Source organism: Citrobacter sp. Marseille-Q5395, assembly GCF_947057495.1.
Classification (GTDB): Bacteria; Pseudomonadota; Gammaproteobacteria; order Enterobacterales; family Enterobacteriaceae; genus Citrobacter; species Citrobacter murliniae.
In genome coordinates, this window is the sequence record NZ_CAMSEL010000014.1 from 84,149 (window position 1) to 105,363 (window position 21,215).

The following is a 21,215-nucleotide window of genomic DNA, read 5'->3' on the forward strand; positions in this document are numbered from 1 at the left end:
CACGCCACCCTCGGGTGGCGTTGTTTTATTACAGGGCTTAAAACTCCACTCGCGCGCCGAGGTTATAGCGACGTCCTTCCACCTGAGCGGACTCATTCCACGCGGTAGTCAGCTTCGGATCCTCATCCAGCAGGTTGTAGATACCCGCCATCAGCTGTGTATTTTTATTGAGTTTATAGCGTACGCCTACGTCTACCATCGTGTAGTCATCGTACTTATAGTTGTTGCCACTGTTGCGGTTACTGCTGCGATAATTCACCGTACTCCATACGTCCAGACTTTGTGTTGCCGTCCAGTTCAGTGACAGATTTGCCATATGGCGTGGGTAATCGTTCAGCGCGTAGCCTTTATTTACCCCACTTTTCTGCTCGCTGTGGTTCCAGGTGTAGTTGGCGTTAGCTTTAATATCCGCGCTGATTTGCCAGTCGGCGTTGAGCTCCACACCGTATACATCCGCCTCGCTAACGTTGAAGTACTTACTGACGGAATCCGCCTTGTAACCATTTACGGAGCACTGATTTGTCGCCGTGGTTTCGCAAATGGTTTGCTCGGCAATTTTATCTTTGAACTGGGTATAGAAGACGGTGCTATCCAGCGACAATGTATTGCCGGTCCAGTAGAGACCCAGCTCAGAGTTAACGCTTTTCTCCGGTTTCAGGTCGTCATTACCCACCGTCAGGAACGGATAAGGCACAGTTGAGCCGTAAGGCGTGACGAAGTCGCTGGAGGTCGCGCGCAGTTCTGGTTTTTTATACCCTGCGGAAACGCCGCCTTTCAGCGCCCAGTCATCGCTGAATGCCCAGTTGCCGTACATTTTTGGCGTAATATGTGTCCCAAAATTATCATCCTGATCCATACGCGCTGACGTAGTCAGGATAAAATCATCAATACTCCAACCGTCCTCAGCAAACAGCGCCCAACCGTTGCGGCTGACTTTGGTCACGGGTTCTGAACCCGGCAGCGTTTTGTTTGCCACATCAAAGCGGTCGTTTAACTCTTCACGGGTAAAATTCGCCCCGACGGTCAGCTTGTGGTTGTCGAGAGTGATGGTGGTTTGCGAGTTGGCGACGTAGTTTTCCATCTGCACATACTGTGGTGATTGCCCGTCGTAAACGTATTTTGACCGGCCTTTTTCGTAGTTAATGTAATTGGTTGTCGCGACGGTATCTTCTGCGTACCAGCCGGTATGAGTGAGGGTGACGGCGTTACGATCGAACAGCCATGACCACGGCGCGCCACGTTTCTGGGTGCGGTTTTTCTCTTGTTCACCGGTGACGACGTTGAGGTCGAACAGGTTATTTTCGCTGGCGGCCAGACCCAGCGTCATATCCACGGATTTACGGTTATGCTTGCCAAAGTAATTGTTGCGATCGTCATCGCGTCGGTCGAGCCAGTCTGCCGCCACGCTTAATCCCAGAACATCAGGGATAATGGGACCCATAGTGAACAGATTCATCTGGCTGGTATTGCCCAGATACTGGTGTTCCTGAAGCCAGGTATTAGCGGCAATTGCCGTCGTCCAGTCCTTTGTACCGTAAGGCTTTTTAGTGATAACGTTCACCACGCCGCCGATGGCATCTGATCCGTACAGCGATGACATCGGCCCGCGAATAACCTCGATACGCTCAATGGCCTCCATCGGCGGTAAGAAGTTGGCTTCGGTACCAATATCGTGTCCGTACGGGCGTGACTCGCCGGTGTTTTGTTTGACGCTGTTGACCATGAATGCGGTATAGGACGGGTCCATCCCGCGGATCATAATGCTGCCAGCATTCATACCGCTGCTGTTGGTAACTGAAACGCCGGGAATATTTTTTATTGCTTCACCGATGTTACGGTCGGGTTGAATATCCAGTGTTTTACGATCGATAACGGAAATGGTCGCCGGGGCTTCACGTTTTTGTTGTGAGAAACCGGATGCGGTGATTACCATTTCATCTTCGTTGTTGCGAGAAGTTTCACTTAATTCCTCGGCCTGTGAGGGGAATATAACACCGCCAGAGAGTGCAACGATCCCTGTCAGCGTAATAAGTTGACGCGTTTTCATAATATAAGACACCTGAAAAGTAAAAATAACAACGTCACCTTGTCGTCGTTTTGGCGACAAGGTGAAAGAATGATTTTTGATTATTAATATTTAGAGAGATCGATTTTCAGCACATAGTCGGGCTTCACGCCAATCATTTTTTCTGGCTGTTTTACGCTGACATACAAGGAGCTAGCATCTGTCGATAGCGCAAGACTGTTTGGTAATGCATTGGTTTCAATGCTTTGTTTCACCTGATAGGTCTTGCTGTCCACAATACTGACTTGTTTTGCATTGCGGTGGGTAATGTAAACTTCCTGACGTTTTTCGTTATATAACACGGCAAGAGAATTAATTACCTTAATTGGCGCAATGACTTTGCCGTTATTAATATCGACAACCAGTACGTCCGCGAGATCAGGATCGGTGAGGAATGCACGATTATTTTTCGCATCAAGAGCGATATTCAGGAAGAAATGTTTTTTGGCAGGTTCAATGGTAAAGCGGTTAATAATTTTATGGCTGGTGGTATCCAGAGTAATCAACTCGTTTCTGCCATTAACGACATACAGGCGATCTTTATCGGCATCAACAGCCATGCCGGTCGGGTATTCACCCATATTTTCAATAGTGGCAATTTTTTCACGCTTTTGCGTATCTACTACCCAGACAATTCCTTTTTCTGCAACGCCGGAAATGTACAGACGATGATGCTGCTTATCGAGCACCATTTCACGGGTATGGACAATGTCTTTCGGGCTTTTGGTCTCGCTCAGTTGTAGTATCGCCAGCTCTTTACCGCTGCGGGTATCGATTAGCGTTACTGAACCTTCCAGCGTATTTCCGACATACAGAACATGATTTTCTGCATCCAGCGCGGTAGCAAAAGCGCGACGGCTGGTAGTAATAACTTCCGTGGTGGTGAGTTTCTCCAGATCGAGTTTATAGATCAGCCCACTGGTTTTATCCTTATCAAACGACGGCGACGAGGCAGCAAAAAGTGCATTCTGTTGGTCATCAACCGCCAGTTCATACACGCCGTTACCGACATCGCGGGTCAGAAAATCTTTCTCAGGCAGCGTACCTGCGTAACCGGACAGAGTGGTAAATAGCAGCGCTGTGGCGAAGGCCACACCGGAATAGCATTTCAGGGACTTCACATTGTGGAGGTTCATTGACGTTTATTCACATTTATTTACGTGTTGCGAATGATAATGAGATCGAATCTTATTCGCAAATAAGATGAATGAAATGTGACTACCCGATTTGGTAGGTCAAAAAGGAACCAGCAGGTTGCGTGAGGAAACGGAAGGGGGAAAGCACAGACATAAAAAAGCCCTTACTAACCAGAGTATGGTGTTCAGGGCTATCAGCACAAGCGAACTTATTTCTTCGCGGCGCGCTCGAAGGATGCAACGATTTCAGCTTTAGCAGCTTCTGCGTTGTCCCAACCGTCAACTTTCACCCATTTGCCCGCTTCGAGGTCTTTATAGTGCTCGAAGAAGTGAGTGATCTGCGCTTTCAGCAGGTCCGGCAGGTCGTTCACATCTTTGATGTGATCGTATTCTTTGCTCAGTTTGGTGTGCGGTACTGCAACCAGTTTCGCATCTTCACCGGATTCGTCGGTCATTTTCAGTACGCCAACCGGACGGCAGCGGATGACTGAACCTGGCTCCAGCGGGTACGGAGTCGGGACCAGAACGTCTACCGGATCACCATCCAGAGACAGGGTGTGGTTGATGTAACCGTAGTTGCATGGGTAGAACATCGCAGTGGACATGAAGCGGTCAACGAACAGGGCGCCGCTCTCTTTGTCAACTTCGTATTTGATCGGATCTGCGTTCGCAGGGATCTCGATAACAACGTAGATATCTTCCGGCAGATCTTTACCGGCAGGGACGTTGAGTAAGCTCATGTCTGTTTCCTTTAAATATGCTATGGCAAACAAGTGGCGGGTATTATAGCCAACTCGCGCTGAATGTCTCCGCTTGTTTTTCGATTTAGTTCCTCTGAATTTCTCTTTTTCACACTGTTTGCATGACAGAAAAATCCATAAGTTCAGTCGCATTTTTCATAGGGTAATGAAAGCGATTACAAACTTGTGATTAACGTTTTATTTACTTTTTTGAAGTGTGATGTAACTCAATTCGTTACATGCTCGATTGTCTATAGTTTTTTCGCGACTGTTTATTAATCAACAATAATCACCCTACGAGGACGCACTTATGTGGAAGCGCTTACTTTTAGTCACAGCAGTTTCAGCAGCCATGTCGTCTATGGCAATGGCAGCCCCTTTAACCGTAGGATTTTCGCAGGTCGGGTCTGAGTCCGGCTGGCGCGCCGCAGAAACCAACGTGGCGAAAAGCGAGGCCGAGAAGCGCGGTATTACGCTGAAAATCGCCGACGGTCAGCAAAAGCAGGAAAACCAGATTAAAGCAGTACGTTCATTCGTTGCCCAGGGCGTGGATGCCATCTTCATTGCACCGGTCGTGGCAACGGGTTGGGAGCCAGTATTAAAAGAAGCTAAAGATGCCGAAATTCCGGTCTTTTTGCTCGATCGTTCCATCGATGTAAAAGACAAATCTCTCTATATGACCACTGTCACCGCCGATAACGTGCTGGAAGGTAAATTAATCGGCGACTGGTTGATTAAAGAGGTGAACGGCAAGCCATGTAACGTCGTTGAGCTGCAAGGGACCGTCGGCGCCAGCGTGGCAATTGACCGTAAAAAAGGCTTTGCTGAAGCCATTGCCAACGCGCCAAATATCAAAATTATTCGCTCCCAGTCCGGAGACTTTACCCGCAGTAAAGGTAAAGAAGTTATGGAAAGTTTTATCAAAGCGGAAAACAACGGCAAGAACATCTGCATGGTTTACGCCCATAACGATGACATGGTGATTGGGGCTATTCAGGCGATTAAAGAAGCAGGCCTGAAGCCGGGCAAAGATATTCTCACCGGTTCAATTGACGGCGTACCGGATATCTATAAAGCGATGATTGACGGCGAAGCCAACGCCAGCGTCGAGCTGACGCCAAATATGGCTGGTCCGGCATTCGACGCGCTGGAGAAATTCAAAAAAGACGGCACGATGCCCGAGAAGCTGACCATTACCAAATCAATCCTCTATCTGCCTGATACCGCCAAAGAAGAGTTAGAGAAGAAGAAAAACATGGGCTACTAAGTCGTTAGCGTGAGGAACAATGCTGGATGGCCGGCCTACAGGCGAGTGTATTGTAGGCCGGATAAGATGCGAGCGTCGCCATCCGGCAGTTGATAGAGGGGGAACCATGACCACCGAACAGCACCAGGAAATCCTCCGAACCGAAGGATTAAGTAAATTCTTTCCCGGCGTCAAAGCGCTGGATAACGTGGATTTCAGCTTGCGTCGTGGCGAGATTATGGCGCTGTTGGGAGAAAACGGAGCCGGAAAATCGACGCTGATCAAAGCGCTGACCGGCGTTTACCATGCCGATCGTGGCACTATCTGGCTCGAAGGCCAGACGATTTCACCCAAAAATACCGCCCACGCCCAGCAACTGGGGATTGGCACCGTTTATCAGGAAGTGAACCTGCTGCCCAATATGTCGGTAGCGGATAATCTGTTTATTGGCCGTGAGCCGCGGCGCTTTGGCCTGTTGCAACGTAAACAGATGGAAAAGCGTGCGACAGAGCTGATGGCCTCTTACGGTTTTTCTCTCGACGTTCGCGAACCGCTTAACCGCTTTTCCGTGGCGATGCAGCAGATAGTCGCCATCTGCCGGGCGATCGATCTCTCCGCAAAAGTGTTGATCCTCGATGAGCCCACCGCCAGCCTGGATACCCAGGAAGTTGAAATGCTGTTTGGACTAATGCGTCATCTGCGCGATCGCGGCGTCAGCCTGATTTTCGTCACCCATTTTCTCGATCAGGTTTATCAGGTCAGCGATCGGATCACCGTTCTGCGTAACGGCGGCTTCGTTGGGTGCCGTGAAACACGAGAACTACCACAGATCGAACTGGTGAAAATGATGCTGGGTCGTGAGCTGGATACCCATGCGTTACAGCGCGCAGGTCGCACGCTGTTGAGTGATAAGCCGGTGGCGGCATTCAGTAATTTTGGCAAGAAAGGCACGATCGCACCTTTTGATTTGCAGGTTCGGCCCGGCGAGATCGTTGGCCTGGCGGGGTTGCTGGGTTCGGGGCGGACGGAAACGGCGGAAGTGATCTTCGGTATTAAACCTGCCGACAGTGGCAGTGCGCTGATCAAAGGTAAACCGCAGACCCTGCGATCGCCGCATCAGGCCTCGTGCCTGGGGATCGGCTTTTGCCCGGAAGACAGGAAAACGGATGGCATTATTGCCGCTGCTTCGGTGCGGGAAAATATCATTCTGGCCCTGCAGGCGCAGCGAGGCTGGTTGCGGCCCATTCCCCGTAAAGAACAAAACGAGATCGCCGAGCGCTTTATCCGCCAGCTCGGCATTCGTACGCCGAACGCCGAACAGCCGATCGAATTTCTCTCCGGCGGTAATCAGCAAAAAGTATTGTTGTCACGCTGGCTACTGACTAAACCACAGTTCTTGATCCTTGATGAACCGACGCGTGGGATCGACGTCGGTGCGCATGCGGAGATCATTCGCTTGATCGAAACGCTGTGCGCTGATGGCCTCGCTCTGCTGGTTATTTCGTCCGAACTGGAAGAGCTGGTGGGTTATGCCGATCGGGTCATTATTATGCGCGATCGCAAACAGGTGGCAGAGATCCCACTGGCTGAACTGTCCGTACCGGCAATTATGAACGCCATTGCGGCCTAAGGAGATTATTGTGATGCCTCAATCTCTCCCCCAATCTACTCCGCCTAAACGACGGTTTCGCTGGCCAAAAGGAATGCCACAGCTGGTAGCGCTGCTGTTGGTGTTGCTGGTGGATAGCCTGGTAGCACCGCACTTCTATCAGGTGATTTTGCAGGACGGCCGCCTGTTCGGTAGCCCTATTGATATTCTCAACCGCGCTGCGCCCGTAGCGCTGCTGGCGATTGGCATGACGCTGGTGATTGCCACCGGCGGTATCGATCTTTCTGTTGGTGCGGTGATGGCCATTGCAGGCGCCACCACCGCTGCGATGACAGTCGCAGGACACAGTTTACCTATTGTCCTGCTCGCTGCGTTAGGCTCCGGTATTCTGGCAGGATTGTGGAACGGCATTCTGGTGGCGATCCTCAAGATCCAACCGTTTGTCGCGACGCTTATCCTGATGGTGGCCGGGCGTGGAGTTGCGCAGTTGATCACCTCAGGGCAGATCGTCACCTTCAATTCCCCCGATCTGTCGTGGTTCGGCAGCGGCTCGTTGTTACTGTTCCCTACGCCGGTGATCATCGCGCTGCTGACGTTGGTTGCATTCTGGCTGTTGACCCGCAAAACGGCGCTGGGCATGTTTATTGAAGCGGTAGGTATCAATATTCGCGCGGCGAAAAACGCCGGGGTGAACACCCGCATCATTGTAATGCTCACCTATGTACTGAGCGGCCTGTGCGCAGCGATTGCCGGAATTATCGTCACTGCGGATATTCGTGGGGCAGATGCTAATAATGCCGGATTATGGCTGGAGTTAGATGCCATTCTGGCGGTGGTCATTGGCGGCGGCTCGTTGATGGGAGGGCGTTTCAACCTGCTGTTGTCGGTAGTCGGAGCCCTCATTATTCAGGGGATGAACACCGGGATTTTACTCTCGGGCTTCCAGCCGGAGCTGAACCAGGTGGTCAAAGCCATTGTCGTGTTGTGTGTGCTGGTCGTGCAGTCACAACGCTTTATCAGCCTGATAAAAGGAGTGCGCGGTCATGATAAAACGTAATTTACCGTTGATGATCACCCTCGGTGTTTTTGTGCTGGGCTATCTCTACTGTCTGACGCAATTCCCGGCTTTTGCCTCTACCCGAGTGATATGCAATATCCTGACTGATAACGCTTTTTTAGGGATCATTGCTGTTGGTATGACCTTCGTCATTCTCTCTGGCGGGATCGATCTTTCCGTCGGCTCAGTGATTGCTTTTACTGGCGTATTTCTGGCAAAGGCCATTGGCTACTGGGGAATTTCTCCTCTGCTGGCGTTCCCCCTGATTCTTTTGATGGGCTGCGCATTCGGTGCGTTTATGGGGTTGTTAATTGATGCGCTGAAGATCCCGGCATTCATCATTACTCTGGCGGGGATGTTCTTCCTTCGCGGCGTCAGCTATCTGGTCTCCGAAGAATCAATCCCGATTAACCATCCTGTTTATGACACGCTCTCCAGCCTGGCATGGAAGATCCCCGGCGGCGGTCGCCTAAGCGCGATGGGATTGCTGATGCTGGCTGTGGTGGTGATCGGCATATTCCTTGCGCACCGTACGCGGTTTGGCAATCAGGTTTACGCTATCGGTGGTAATGCCACCTCTGCCAACCTGATGGGGATCTCAACCCGCAGTACGACAATCCGCATCTATATGTTGTCTACCGGGTTGGCGACGCTGGCCGGAATTGTTTTTTCAATTTATACCCAGGCAGGTTATGCACTGGCAGGTGTCGGCGTAGAACTGGATGCTATTGCCTCGGTGGTGATTGGCGGTACGCTGCTGAGCGGCGGAGTGGGAACGGTTTTAGGAACCCTGTTTGGCGTAGCCATTCAGGGGCTGATTCAGACCTACATTAATTTTGATGGAACATTAAGTTCATGGTGGACAAAAATCGCCATTGGCATTTTATTGTTTATTTTTATTGCCTTGCAACGGGGTCTTACCGTGTTGTGGGAGAACCGTCAGAGTTCACCGGTAACCAGAGTTACCACGTCTGCGGCACCAAAGTAACATCCTGATTTTATAGAAAACATTTAAATACCTAAACTTTTTCCGGTTGTAGTCGATAGGTTCTGTACAGGTCTGTTTTATCCCTACAACCGGAAATATAACGATGCCAAAATCCCTTTCAATTCGATCAAGTTTGTTGGTGTTATTGTCTCTGCTGACTTTTCTTCTGTTGCTGACTGGAGGGATGGGGCTTTATGCCGCAACCCGTGTAATTACTTCATTGATTTATCACGGTATTATGGGGATATCCATGTTGGCTGCCATTGCTTTGCTGGCGGTTATTTGGTTTATGCTGCGAAATAAGTTTCTGCAGCCTCTGGATAACATTGTGGAACAGCTCGAGCGTTTGGCGACGGGCGATTTGTCACCCGTTACTGCCTTGTCAGCCAGTGCCGAATTCAACCGCCTTAATACTGCAATGGATGAAATGCGTCATGCATTGGGTGATTCTGTGCAACGCGTACGTGATGCCAGCTCGCAAATTGATCTCGGCAGTCGCGAACTGACCGCAGGTAACCAACACCTGGCACAACGTACAGAATCCACCGCAACCTCGCTGGAACAGACCGCCGCCAGTATGGAAGAGCTAACGGCGACCGTGAAACAGAATGCGGAAAACGCGGAACAGGCGCATCAGATGGCAAAATCGGTATCGGATACCGCCGATCGGGGTAGTGAAATGGTGTGCTACGTTATTGAAAAAATGCGTGATATTTCCGGGAGTTCCAGTCGTATCGCCGACATCCTCAGCGTAATCGATGGCATTGCTTTTCAGACCAATATCCTGGCGCTGAATGCTTCTGTTGAAGCGGCGCGTGCTGGCGAGCAAGGGCGTGGTTTCGCGGTGGTAGCAGGAGAAGTGCGCAATCTTGCCAGCCGCAGTGCCGAAGCGGCAAAAGAGATCCGTACCTTAATCAGCGACTCGCACACGCATGTGGGAGAAGGAAGTGAGCTGGCGCAGCAAGCGGGCGAAACCATGGATGAGATTGCGACTGAAGTTATGCGTATGACTAAACTAATGCGTGAAATTGCCAGCGCTTCCCAGGAACAGAGCCGCGGGATTGAACAGGTGAACATTGCCGTGAGCCAGATGGATGAAACGGCGCAGCAGAATGCGGCGTTGGTACAGCAATCTTCGGCGGCTACTCGCTCACTGGAAGAGCAGTCACATGCACTGTTGGAGGCGATGGCGGCGTTCCGGTTGCAGGTGTCGTAATCGGGCTATGGATTTTGTAGGCCGGATAAAGGCGTTTACGCCGCCATCCGGCAATATTACCGTATCGTGCGCGGATGGCGCTTCGCTTATCCGGCCTACAACGTGGTGTAGACCGGGATGTTGCGTTTACGCGTCCGGGAACTCACGGATAAAGCGTTCTACATCTTCAACCATATGGTCGTTACCTACGAAGAACGAGCGACGCTGGTGCAGGCTTTCTGGGGTGATATCCAGAATACGATCTTTGCCATCGCTCGCCTTGCCGCCCGCTTGCTCGGCCAGGAAGGCCATTGGGTTGCATTCGTACAGCAGACGCAGTTTCCCTTGCGGGTGGCTGGCGGTGCTTGGATACAGGTAGATCCCGCCTTTCAGCAGGTTGCGGTGGAAATCTGCGACCAGAGATCCAATATAGCGCGAGGTGTACGGGCGCTGAGTGGCCTTATCTTCTTCCTGGCAGAATTTAATATACTTCTTCACGCCATTCGGGAATTTGATGTAGTTGCCTTCGTTAATGGAGTAGGTGCTTCCTTTTGCCGGGAAGCGCATACGTTCCTGGCTGAGGCAAAATACGCCCAGAGAAGGATCGTAGGTGAAGGCGTGTACGCCACAACCGGTGGTGTACACCAGCATGGTGGATGAACCATAAACAACATAGCCCGCAGCAACTTGCTTGTTACCCGGCTGCAGGAAATCCTCTTCCGTGACCGGTGTGCCGACAGGAGTTACGCGGCGGTAAATAGAGAAAATCGTACCGACGGAGACGTTAACATCGATGTTGGATGAGCCATCCAGCGGATCCATTAGCACGACATATTTTGCGTGTTCACAACCTTCAAAGACGACGATTTCATCTTCTTCTTCGGAGGCGATGCCTGCGACAATATCACGAGCCTTCAGTGCTGCTTTCAGTTTTTCGTTCGCAAACAGATCGAGTTTTTGCTGTACCTCTCCCTGCACGTTTTCTGCACCGCTGGCACCCAGGATATCGACCAGACCGGCCTTATTGATATCGCGGTGGATGATCTTGGCGCCCAGCTTTATTGCCGACAACAAAGCAGTGAGTTCACCGGTAGCATGAGAAAACTCGTGCTGCTTTTCGACAATAAATTCACCTAACGTTTTCATAACACTTTCCCTGCAATTTATGTGGAGTAAAGCGACCGCAACAATATTAACAAATATTTCAGCTATCGCGCTCAGGTGAATCGCGCCAGCAAACTACGGAATATCCTGAAATGCGTTTCTCACTTGCCAGACATGTGCGTAAAATGGCCCCCAGATTAAAAAAGGATAGTGACGTATGCGCATTCATATTTTGGGAATTTGTGGCACCTTCATGGGCGGTCTGGCGATGCTGGCGCGTTCGCTCGGCCATGAAGTAACGGGTTCGGACGCCAATGTGTATCCGCCGATGAGTACTTTACTTGAGAAGCAGGGCATTGACCTGATTCAGGGTTACGATGCCAGCCAGCTCGACCCACAGCCGGATTTGGTGATCATCGGTAACGCCATGACTCGTGGCAATCCGTGCGTGGAAGCGGTGCTTGAGAAGAATATTCCGTACATGTCCGGACCGCAGTGGCTGCATGACTTTGTTCTGCGCGAACGCTGGGTACTGGCGGTGGCGGGGACACACGGTAAAACCACCACGGCAGGGATGGCGACCTGGATTCTGGAAGTCTGCGGTTATAAGCCGGGGTTTGTCATTGGTGGCGTACCCGGTAATTTTGAGGTTTCTGCTCGTCTGGGCGAAAGCGACTTTTTTGTCATTGAAGCGGATGAGTACGACTGCGCGTTCTTTGATAAGCGTTCCAAGTTTGTGCATTACTGCCCGCGAACGCTGATCCTCAACAACCTTGAGTTTGATCACGCAGATATCTTTGACGATCTGAAAGCGATTCAGAAACAGTTCCACCATCTGGTGCGTATTGTGCCGGGTCAGGGTCGCATCATCTTCCCGGAAAACGACATCAATCTGAAACAGACGATGGCGATGGGATGCTGGAGTGAACAGGAACTGGTCGGCGAGCAGGGACACTGGCAGGCGAAAAAACTGACTACTGATGCTTCCGAGTGGGAAGTGTGGCTGGACGGTGAAAAAGCCGGTGTTGTGAAATGGGGCCTGGTGGGTGAGCACAACATGCACAACGGCCTGATGGCGATTGCGGCGGCCCGTCACGTTGGTGTGACGCCAGCGGATGCGGCCAACGCACTGGGATCGTTCATCAATGCCCGCCGTCGTCTTGAGCTACGCGGTGAAGCTAATGGCGTGAAGGTGTATGACGATTTCGCCCATCACCCAACGGCGATTCTGGCTACCCTCGCGGCACTGCGCGGTAAAGTCGGCGGTACGGCGCGTATCATTGCTGTGCTGGAACCTCGGTCTAACACCATGAAAATGGGGTTGTGCAAAGACGATCTGGCACCTTCGTTAGGACGTGCGGACGAAGTATTCCTGCTGCAACCACCACATATTCCGTGGTTGGTCTCTGAAGTAGCTGAAGCCTGTGTCCAGCCTGCTCACTGGAGCGGAGATGTTGATACGCTGGCTGATATGGTGGTGAAAACCGCGCAGCCTGGCGATCACATTCTGGTGATGAGCAACGGCGGGTTTGGCGGCATCCATCAAAAACTGTTGGATGGTCTGGCGAAGAAAGCGCAAGCAGAAGCGGAAGAGTAAGAGAATGCCCGGTAGCGTGGCCGCTTACCGGGTATGTAATTGACTGTAGGCCAGATAAGGCATTGACGCAGTTATCTGGCACTTTCAACGCATGAAATTATGCTTCGTTTTCAGCCAGCTCACGCAGATACTGGAAGATCTGACGCGCTGATTTCGGCGGTTTATTGCCTTCTTTCTCTTTCTTCGCATTGCGAACCAGAGAACGAAGCTGCTGACGGTCGGCGTTTGGCCACAGGCTCAGTACTTCTGCTACCGCGTCATCACCTTCAACGATCAAACGATCGCGCAACTGTTCAAGTTTGTGAAACAGCACAACCTGTTGGTTATGACGGTTTTTCAGCTTATCCAGCGCCTGGCGAATAGGATCGACATCCCGCTGGCGCAGCATTTTACCAATCAGCTGCAACTGGCGGCGACGGCCTTCCATCTTGATACGCTGCGCCAGTTCAATGGCGGCACGCAGATCCGCATCGAGCGGGATTTTATCCAGCGCGTTTTTCCCCAGTTCTACCAGTTCTACGCCCAGGCGCTTTAACTCCTCGGCGTCCCGCTTAATTTCACTTTTACTGACCCAGATAATTTCATCGTCTTCGTCTTCGATGTCATCACCGGGAACGTCGTCGAGCCAGTCTTCGGGCTGCTTAGTCATGTCAGGCTCCTTAAAAAAAGAGGCTAATGTTACCAGTTAAGATGCGCACTGAAAAACGGTTCTCTGTTAGACTTCAGAGAAACTCTCTACATTATGGCATTTGCGATGAAAGTAATCTCACAAGTTGAAGCGCAGCGTAAGATTCTGGAAGAAGCGGTCTCGACAGCACTGGAGCTAGCGTCAGGTCAGTCGGATGGCGCGGAAGTCGCTGTAAGCAAGACCACGGGTATTAGCGTCAGCACCCGTTATGGTGAAGTGGAGAACGTAGAATTCAATAGTGATGGTGCTCTTGGCATTACGGTTTATCACCAGAACCGTAAAGGGAGCGCATCATCCACTGATTTAAGCCCGCAGGCTATCGCACGTACCGTGCAGGCCGCGCTGGATATCGCCCGTTACACCTCGCCGGACCCGTGCGCGGGCGTGGCAGATAAAGAGCTGCTGGCATTTGATGCGCCAGATTTAGATCTGTTCCACCCGGCAGAAGTGTCGCCTGATGAAGCTATTGAATTGGCCGCGCGTGCTGAACAGGCTGCGTTACAGGCCGATAAGCGCATTACTAACACCGAAGGCGGCAGTTTTAATAGCCACTATGGCATCAAAGTTTTTGGTAACAGCCATGGCATGCTACAGGGTTACTGCTCCACGCGTCATTCACTTTCCAGCTGCGTTATCGCTGAAGAGAACGGCGATATGGAACGCGATTATGCCTATACCATTGGCCGTGCAATTGGCGATCTGCAAACGCCGGAGTGGGTCGGCGCAGACTGTGCCCGTCGCACCTTATCTCGCCTGTCGCCGCGTAAGCTGTCCACCATGAAAGCACCGGTTATTTTTGCGAACGAAGTGGCGACCGGACTGTTTGGACATCTGGTCGGCGCTATTGCAGGCGGCTCGGTGTATCGTAAATCCACCTTCTTGCTGGATTCACTGGGCAAACAGATCCTGCCGGAATGGCTGACCATTGAAGAACACCCGCATCTGTTGAAAGGACTGGCATCCTCACCGTTCGACAGTGAAGGCGTGCGTACCGAGCGTCGTGACATTATCAAAGATGGTGTACTGACTCAGTGGCTGTTGACCAACTATTCTGCCCGTAAACTGGGGCTGAAAAGCACCGGTCATGCTGGCGGCATTCACAACTGGCGTATTCCCGGACAAGGGCTAAGCTTCGAGCAGTTGCTCAAAGAGATGGGCACTGGCCTGGTTGTTACCGAACTGATGGGGCAGGGCGTGAGTGGTATTACCGGCGATTACTCTCGCGGTGCGGCTGGCTTCTGGGTCGAAAACGGTGAAATTCAGTATCCGGTAAGTGAAATTACCATTGCCGGTAACTTAAAAGAGATGTGGCGCAATATTGTGACCGTAGGGAACGATATTGAAACGCGCAGTAATATACAGTGTGGTTCTGTACTGTTGCCGGAGATGAAGATCGCCGGTCAATAATACCCTTCATACTTCAAGCTGCAGGTGTGTTGGTTTTACGCGTTCATCCCAGTCACTTACTTATGTAAATGGCCGGGATTCACACGCTTGCCGCTTGCCTGCAACTCGGATTATTTAGGGTATCGGGCGTTATTTTTTAATAATAAAAAGGAAGTGAGCAATGCGTAAACACCTGTTAGCGATCATCGCGGCTTCAACGCTGGTTCTTGGCTCTTCTGCGTTTGCTGCCGATCTCGAAGACGACATGGGGATCCTCAACGATAACCTGAAGATCGTCGAAAAAACGGATAATGCGACTGAACTCAAAGGTGCGTTAACCAAAATGCGTGCAGCTGCACAAGACGCACAAAAAGGAACGCCGCCGAAGCTGGAAAGCAAATCCCCGGACAGCCCGGAGATGAAAGATTTCCGCCACGGTTTTGACACGTTGATCGGTCAGATTGACGGTGCGTTAAAACTGGCGAACGAAGGTAAAGTCAAAGAGGCGAAGGCAGTAGCGGAAGAGCTGAAATCCACCCGCAATGCTTACCATAAGAAGTACCGTTGATTTATTTATCCGGCCTACAGACTACGTAGGTCGGGTAAGACATACCCATCAGATTCCCTCCATAAGTAAACGTTATGCCCATCACATTTTTTAACTTTTAACGTCAGACCGTTATTCCTTCCGCTTGTGCTTTACCTGCAATCTCCTGCGATCCCCATCACGTTATGCTGGTTATTAATCGCCAATTCCGTCTTTTCTGTGGCACAGATCACTATCGCTGCTCGCCTTTCCACTTCGAAGTGGAAAACAACTCGCTACAAACTTTTAACCTCCACCGCTAGTTTACCCTCATAGCCATGAGTGGGGTGAAACGAGTGAATAACGGAGTTGCAATGAATGACATGGGGGAACCGGTGACACCGTCTGGTGAACTGGCCGATCGCATGCTGGCGCAGGTATATGCCCTGTTGCGTGAACGCCACATCATCCCCAACGCCGTACAGGAACAAATGCTGACGTCGCATGTTCGCGCCATGGCGCACCGCTCGGTGACGGGGGAACCCTTGCCAGACGTTGATGCCAGCCTATTTGATGAAATTTCTGCCGAATCAATGGCGCTTGCCCGCGACGTCGTAGCTGAGTTTGGCAATCTTCCAGAAGAAGAGGCCTGGCTGCTGTCGGTACATTTCGAAGTCGCGAAAGATAACCTTTAAGGAGCAAAAGATGGAACAGATTACTGTGGTGATTGGCGATCGTCTGGGTAAGGGCCAGAAAGTGGCGGCAGGCGTTGAGAAAGCTGGTGGTCGTGCGGTCGTGGTGCCGGGTGTGGCGGCAGATATGAAACTGGGCGACGTTATGAAAGCGGAAAACGCCACCTTTGGCATCTCTTTTTGTGGCAGCGGCGGCGCGGGAGCCATCACTGCGCAGACCAAATATGGCTACAAAGCAAAATACGGCATGCGCTCAGTGGATGAGGGTGTGACCGCCATTAACGAAGGCTGCAACGTGCTGGGCTTTGGCTTTATGGATAAGGAAGAACTGGGCGAGCGTCTGGTACAGGCGTGGCAAAAGAAATACGGCGCTTGAGTATGAAAGAGCAATTCACCACGACGGTGAGAGTTACCGGCAAAGGCGACACGAAAGCACGCGCCTTTGCTGATGCCCTGAATCATGTTCAGGCTGCGGTGATGAAGGCATCGCCGCATATCTTACTGCGTATTGAGCCACAGGATGTGCAGGTTGTTCAAGCGCGTGAATCGGTGCGTAAAGAGGCATTTTTATTCTTCTTTATGCGCCGGGAAAGACGCACTTTCAGCGTGGAGCTGGATGTGACCGTCAACGTGACTGCCATCAATCTCGACAAGGTGGATTTCGTCACGCAACGCTGATTTACTATTAAAAGGCATAAATATGTTCCTGATAATATTAATAAAATCGCTCATCATCGGCGCGCTGGTTGGCGTGGGTGTCGGCGCTGGGGCTGCACGCATGTTTCATGCGCCTACCACTCAGGGGATGGGCGCATTTCGTACCCTGGGAGAACTGAATTCCTGCGAAGGGGATCCGGCTTCTCACTTCTCATTTGGTCTGGGTTTCTTCTTCAACGCCTGGGCATCATCCGTGGCGGCCGGCGCGTTCACTCAGGATGTCGATCACCGCATCATTCCTAACTGGGGCGCGGCGGCGTTGATGCTGAAAAACCGTAATGTCGGTGAAACGCTGCATGACCCTAAACGCATGGCGATTGCCTGTGGCGTTATCGGCATGATCGTCGTGACCTTTCTGAACCTGACCGCTTCATCCGTACCGGAAGCATTGCAGGTTACCGCTGTTAAGGTGTTGGTTCCTGCGGCAAATCTGCTGGTCAATACCGTGATGCCAGTAATCTTCTGGCTGGCGGCTATTGATGCCGGTAAGAAATCCGGTTTCTGGGCGACAGTCTTTGGTGGTGCAGCACAGCTCATTATGGGTAATGCGGTACCGGGTCTGGTACTCGGTATTCTGATTGGTAAAGGCGTAGAAGAGAGCGGCTGGAACCACGTCACCAAAGTGATGATGGTCGCTATCGTCGCGTTGTTCGTCCTGAGCGGCTTCTTCCGTGGCTTCGATATGAAGATGATCGAATCCTTCCATCTGACCGTGCCGAACTGGCTCGAACTGATCCACAACTCGCTCAGCGGCAAATAACGGAGGTCATCATGGAACAGAATAAAGGTTTTTGGTTTGCCGACTGGTCGTTCCCGATCTTCGTTGGCCTGCTCTCCTCCGGTGTCTTTGCCGGAACGCACATGTACTACCTGTACGGCATCGGCGCATTTAACGAAGTGGCATTTGTGGCGATGCTGAAAGCGGGAATGGACACCGGATCCTACGGCGCGGTTGCGGCGTTTGGCGCAAGTTTCCTGTTTGCCCGAATCATTGAAGGTTCGCTGGTAGGGATCCTTGATATCGGTGGGGCGATTCAGACCGGTGTTGGCCTGGGCGTCCCGGCATTGTTGCTGGGCGCGGGCATTATTTTCCCGGTAGCGAACTTTGCCGCCTCGTTGGTCACGGGTCTGGTGATTGGCCTGGCGATTGGCTACATCATCATTCTGGCGCGTAAGTTCACCATCAATCAGAGCGACTCGACCTATGGCGCTGACGTAATGATGGGGGCCGGTAACGCCTCTGGTCGCTTCCTTGGGCCGTTGATCATTCTCAGTGCGATGACTGCCTCCATCCCTATCGGTATCGGCTCCCTGGCGGGTGCGCTGCTGTTTTACCTGTGGCAAAAACCGATCACTGGCGGGGCGATCCTCGGTGCGATGATTTTGGGATCAATCTTCCCGATTGCGATTAGCTAACACTGCTGTTTTGTAGGCCGGACAGAGCGATTACTCAGCCCTGTCCGGCAAAGGAGAGAACGATGTTTGATTTACTCCTGCGCCATGCGCGTCTGGTTGACGATACGGTGAGCGATATTGCTCTCAAAGACGGCAAAATTGCGGCGCTGGGCGATGTTGATAGCCCGGCGGCGAAAACCATCGACTTACGCGGCGAGTGCTACGTCAGCGCAGGCTGGATTGATTCTCACGTCCACTGCTACCCGAAATCCCCGATTTATCATGACCAGCCAGACAGCGTCGGTATTGCCACCGGCGTCACCACGGTGGTCGATGCGGGTAGTACCGGGGCTGATGATATTGACGATTTTTACACGCTGACTCGTGAAGCGATCACTGATGTTTATGCGCTACTGAATATCTCTCGCGTTGGACTTATCGCCCAAAATGAACTGGCGAACATGGCCAACATTGATGCCGATGCGGTGCGACAGGCGGTCAACCGCTACCCTGATTTTATCGTCGGCCTGAAGGCGCGGATGAGCAGCAGCGTGGTCGGTGAAAATGGCATTACGCCGCTGGAGCATGCCAAAGTGATGCAGGCCGAAAACGGCGACTTGCCGTTGATGGTACATATTGGTAATAACCCGCCGGATCTGGATGAAATTGCCGAGCGCCTGGCGGCGGGCGATATCATTACCCACTGTTACAACGGCAAACCGAACCGCATTCTGACGCCAGAAGGCGAGCTGCGAGCCTCGGTGTCGCAGGCTCTCGCGCGTGGTGTTCGCCTTGATGTCGGGCACGGCACCGCCAGCTTGAGCTTTGCGGTCGCGAAGCGCGCCATCAGTTTAGGCATTCTGCCGCATACCATCAGCTCAGACATCTATTGCCGTAATCGCATCAGCGGCCCGGTGTATTCGCTTGCCAATGTGATGTCCAAGTTTCTCGCCATCGGCATGTCGCTACCGCAGGTTATTGACTGCGTGACCGCCAATGCTGCTGACGGTCTGCGTTTGAAAAACAAAGGCCGACTTCAGGTAGGTCAGGATGCTGATCTCACCCTCTTTATGCTTAAACGCCAGCCAGCCGTGCTGGTCGATGCAGAAAAAGACAGCTTACAGGCAGATCAACTGCTGGTGCCGCTTGCCGCAATACGTGCGGGCAAGGGTTATATGACCGAACAAGGGAGCGCAGAACATGTCTTCGATTTTTGAAAAATACGATTTAAAACAGGTGATTAACACTTCCGGTCGCATGACGGCGCTCGGTGTTTCCACGCCGCGCCCGGAGGTTGTACAGGCCGCGATGGAAGGGATGAATCAGTACTTTGAGATGAAAGATCTGGTCAACAAAACAGGAGACTACATCGCAAAGCTACTGGAAGTAGAGGGGGCTACGGTCGTCTCCTGCGCTTCGGCAGGGATTGCCCTGTCGGTTGCCGCTGTGTTGGTTAAGGACAGTGACTGGCTGCTGGAAAATCTGCACGTTACGCCAATCGACAACAATGAAATCGTGCTGCCAAGAGGACACAACGTCAACTTTGGCGCACCGGTTGGCAGCATGGTGGCGCTTGGCGGCGGTAAGTTGGTGGAGGCGGGTTACGCTAACGAATGCTCTGCGGCACAACTGGCAGCCGCTATTACACCACGCACGGCGGCCATTCTGTATATCAAATCCCACCACTGTGTGCAGAAAAGCATGCTCAGTGTGGAGCAGGCCGCAGTGGTAGCGCGCACGCATAACTTGCCGCTGATTGTCGATGCGGCGGCGGAAGAAGATTTGCAATGCTATTACCGTGTTGGCGCGGACCTGGTGATTTATAGCGGTGCGAAAGCCATTGAAGGGCCAACCAGCGGTCTGGTGATCGGCAAAACTCAGTATGTCGAGTGGGTAAAACGCCAGACAGCGGGTATTGGGAGGGCAATGAAGGTCGGCAAAGAAGGCATTCTCGGTCTGACCTGCGCCATTGAACTCTATCTGAACGCGCAGAAAGAGAGCGGCGCGGAAATGGTGGAAAAAATGACACCATTTATCAATACGCTGAATACTTTTAATGGCGTTAGCGCCCGCGTGGTATGGGATAGCGCAGGACGCGACATCGCCCGTGCAGAGATTAAGTTTGACGAAGCGGTGACCGGTATCGCCACGGGTGAACTGGTTGATGCGCTTAAACAGGGTGAGTACGCGATTTATTTCCGTGGCTATAAAGCCAACGAAGGGATTATTGAAGCGGATGTGCGCAGCGTCGATCGCGCACAACTGGAGATTGTGGCGCGTCGTATTGGTGACGTGACCCGGCAGGAGAAAAAAGCATGAAACTGACCCCTAACTTTTATCGCGATCGCGTTTGCCTGAACGTGCTGGCGGGTTCCAAAGAGAATGCCCGGGATATTTATGCGGCGGCTGAAGGCCATGTGCTGGTCGGCGTGCTCTCTAAAAATTACCCAGATGTTGAAAGCGCTGTGGCTGATATGCGCGAATATGCGGCGCTTATCGACAATGCGCTCTCCGTGGGCCTGGGAGCCGGTGATCCCAACCAGTCGGCGATGGTCAGTGAAATCTCCCGCCAGGTACAGCCACAGCATGTAAACCAGGTTTTTACCGGCGTCGCAACCAGCCGTGCGCTGCTGGGGCAGAATGAGACGGTGGTCAATGGTCTTGTGTCACCTACCGGAACGCCTGGTATGGTCAAAATCTCCACCGGGCCGCTGAGCAGCCAGTCTCCGGATGGCATTGTTCCACTAGAAACAGCTATCGCCCTGCTCAAAGACATGGGCGGCAGTTCGATTAAATACTTCCCGATGGGCGGTCTCAAGTGCCGTAACGAGTACAAGGCTGTGGCTGAAGCCTGCGCCCGGCATGACTTCTGGCTGGAGCCAACGGGTGGTATAGACCTGGATAACTTTGCGGAAATCCTGCAGATAGCGCTTGATGCAGGCGTGAGCAAAATCATTCCTCACATTTATAGTTCTATTATTGATAAGGTGAATGGGAACACTCGCCCGGATGATGTACGCCAGCTGCTGGCGATCACCAGGGCCTGTGTAGGTTAACTGACTGATGAGGAAAAA

Annotated in this window: 21 protein-coding genes; 16 read left to right on the plus strand and 5 right to left on the minus strand. The window is 52.1% G+C overall.

Annotation, left to right across the window (positions count from 1 at the left end):
• Nucleotides 1–37: 37 nt before the first annotated feature.
• From OH663_RS16440 to ppa, 3 genes are all read right to left on the minus strand, one after another.
• Complete coding sequence (locus tag OH663_RS16440) at nt 38–2,047, minus strand: TonB-dependent receptor domain-containing protein (RefSeq protein ID WP_200012454.1); 2,010 nt, start codon at nt 2,045–2,047, stop codon at nt 38–40.
• A gap of 83 nt (nt 2,048–2,130) precedes the next feature.
• Entirely contained in the window at nt 2,131–3,201 is a 1,071-nt protein-coding gene (yncE, locus tag OH663_RS16445; protein WP_200012456.1) for a 7-bladed beta-propeller protein YncE, read from the minus strand.
• A 209-nt stretch (nt 3,202–3,410) separates the two neighbouring features.
• Nucleotides 3,411–3,941, minus strand: coding sequence for an inorganic diphosphatase (gene ppa / locus OH663_RS16450; RefSeq protein WP_045439097.1), 531 nt, complete (start codon nt 3,939–3,941; stop codon nt 3,411–3,413).
• A 310-nt stretch (nt 3,942–4,251) separates the two neighbouring features.
• Here ppa and ytfQ point away from each other — a divergent pair, with 310 nt between their 5' ends.
• The 5 genes from ytfQ to OH663_RS16475 all read left to right on the plus strand — a co-directional run bounded on the left by ytfQ (nt 4,252) and on the right by OH663_RS16475 (nt 10,057).
• Complete coding sequence (ytfQ, locus tag OH663_RS16455; RefSeq protein WP_048222286.1) at nt 4,252–5,208, plus strand: galactofuranose ABC transporter substrate-binding protein YtfQ; 957 nt, start codon at nt 4,252–4,254, stop codon at nt 5,206–5,208.
• A 106-nt stretch (nt 5,209–5,314) separates the two neighbouring features.
• Nucleotides 5,315–6,817: a galactofuranose ABC transporter, ATP-binding protein YtfR gene (ytfR, locus tag OH663_RS16460; protein ID WP_045439104.1), complete on the plus strand. Its 1,503-nt coding sequence runs from the start codon at nt 5,315–5,317 to the stop codon at nt 6,815–6,817.
• A 13-nt stretch (nt 6,818–6,830) separates the two neighbouring features.
• Nucleotides 6,831–7,853 carry a galactofuranose ABC transporter, ATP-binding protein YtfT gene (gene ytfT, locus OH663_RS16465; RefSeq protein ID WP_045439107.1) on the plus strand — a complete coding sequence of 341 codons (1,023 nt, stop codon included), beginning with the start codon at nt 6,831–6,833 and terminating at the stop codon, nt 7,851–7,853.
• Nucleotides 7,840–8,841 carry a galactofuranose ABC transporter, permease protein YjfF gene (gene yjfF, locus OH663_RS16470; protein ID WP_200012458.1) on the plus strand — a complete coding sequence of 334 codons (1,002 nt, stop codon included), beginning with the start codon at nt 7,840–7,842 and terminating at the stop codon, nt 8,839–8,841. The genes ytfT and yjfF overlap by 14 nt, the downstream gene beginning before the upstream one ends.
• Before the next feature lie 103 nt (nt 8,842–8,944).
• Complete coding sequence (locus OH663_RS16475; protein ID WP_200012460.1) at nt 8,945–10,057, plus strand: methyl-accepting chemotaxis protein; 1,113 nt, start codon at nt 8,945–8,947, stop codon at nt 10,055–10,057.
• Between the two features lie 126 nt (nt 10,058–10,183).
• On the opposite strand, the gene fbp is transcribed toward OH663_RS16475, so the two are convergent.
• The gene (gene fbp / locus OH663_RS16480) at nt 10,184–11,182 is read right to left on the minus strand and encodes a class 1 fructose-bisphosphatase (RefSeq protein ID WP_045439113.1); all 999 of its coding nucleotides are present in this window, start codon (nt 11,180–11,182) and stop codon (nt 10,184–10,186) included.
• Between the two features lie 175 nt (nt 11,183–11,357).
• On the opposite strand from fbp, the gene mpl reads away from it, so the two are divergent.
• The gene (gene mpl, locus OH663_RS16485; RefSeq protein ID WP_200012463.1) at nt 11,358–12,737 is read left to right on the plus strand and encodes a UDP-N-acetylmuramate:L-alanyl-gamma-D-glutamyl-meso-diaminopimelate ligase; all 1,380 of its coding nucleotides are present in this window, start codon (nt 11,358–11,360) and stop codon (nt 12,735–12,737) included.
• Nucleotides 12,738–12,834: 97 nt separating this feature from the next.
• Here the strand turns inward: mpl and yjgA are convergent, their stop codons facing one another.
• Nucleotides 12,835–13,386: a ribosome biogenesis factor YjgA gene (yjgA, locus tag OH663_RS16490; protein ID WP_045439118.1), complete on the minus strand. Its 552-nt coding sequence runs from the start codon at nt 13,384–13,386 to the stop codon at nt 12,835–12,837.
• A gap of 93 nt (nt 13,387–13,479) precedes the next feature.
• Here yjgA and pmbA point away from each other — a divergent pair, with 93 nt between their 5' ends.
• From pmbA to dagF, 10 genes are all read left to right on the plus strand, one after another.
• A complete protein-coding gene (gene pmbA, locus OH663_RS16495; RefSeq protein ID WP_045439120.1) occupies nt 13,480–14,832 on the plus strand; it encodes a metalloprotease PmbA in 1,353 nt (450 codons plus the stop codon).
• Nucleotides 14,833–14,992: 160 nt separating this feature from the next.
• Nucleotides 14,993–15,379 (plus strand): cytochrome b562, encoded by a 387-nt coding sequence (gene cybC / locus OH663_RS16500; protein ID WP_045439122.1) that lies wholly within the window; start codon nt 14,993–14,995, stop codon nt 15,377–15,379.
• Nucleotides 15,380–15,693: 314 nt separating this feature from the next.
• Nucleotides 15,694–16,032: a glycine dehydrogenase gene (locus OH663_RS16505; RefSeq protein WP_223306970.1), complete on the plus strand. Its 339-nt coding sequence runs from the start codon at nt 15,694–15,696 to the stop codon at nt 16,030–16,032.
• A gap of 10 nt (nt 16,033–16,042) precedes the next feature.
• On the plus strand, nt 16,043–16,405 hold the full coding sequence (locus OH663_RS16510; protein WP_008786042.1) for an SFCGS family glycine-rich protein: 363 nt from the start codon (nt 16,043–16,045) through the stop codon (nt 16,403–16,405).
• 2 nt (nt 16,406–16,407) lie between these two features.
• Complete coding sequence (locus OH663_RS16515; RefSeq protein ID WP_045439135.1) at nt 16,408–16,707, plus strand: DUF4312 family protein; 300 nt, start codon at nt 16,408–16,410, stop codon at nt 16,705–16,707.
• Nucleotides 16,708–16,729: 22 nt separating this feature from the next.
• The gene (locus tag OH663_RS16520; protein ID WP_045439140.1) at nt 16,730–17,506 is read left to right on the plus strand and encodes a DUF4311 domain-containing protein; all 777 of its coding nucleotides are present in this window, start codon (nt 16,730–16,732) and stop codon (nt 17,504–17,506) included.
• A gap of 11 nt (nt 17,507–17,517) precedes the next feature.
• Nucleotides 17,518–18,162 (plus strand): DUF4310 family protein, encoded by a 645-nt coding sequence (locus OH663_RS16525; protein ID WP_003830379.1) that lies wholly within the window; start codon nt 17,518–17,520, stop codon nt 18,160–18,162.
• Nucleotides 18,163–18,224: 62 nt separating this feature from the next.
• Nucleotides 18,225–19,358: an amidohydrolase/deacetylase family metallohydrolase gene (locus OH663_RS16530; protein ID WP_200012465.1), complete on the plus strand. Its 1,134-nt coding sequence runs from the start codon at nt 18,225–18,227 to the stop codon at nt 19,356–19,358.
• The gene (locus tag OH663_RS16535; RefSeq protein WP_045439151.1) at nt 19,342–20,460 is read left to right on the plus strand and encodes a DgaE family pyridoxal phosphate-dependent ammonia lyase; all 1,119 of its coding nucleotides are present in this window, start codon (nt 19,342–19,344) and stop codon (nt 20,458–20,460) included. The genes OH663_RS16530 and OH663_RS16535 overlap by 17 nt, the downstream gene beginning before the upstream one ends.
• Entirely contained in the window at nt 20,457–21,197 is a 741-nt protein-coding gene (gene dagF, locus OH663_RS16540) for a 2-dehydro-3-deoxy-phosphogluconate aldolase (RefSeq protein WP_045439154.1), read from the plus strand. Before OH663_RS16535 ends, dagF begins: the two co-directional genes overlap by 4 nt.
• The last annotated feature ends 18 nt before the right edge of the window (nt 21,198–21,215 follow it).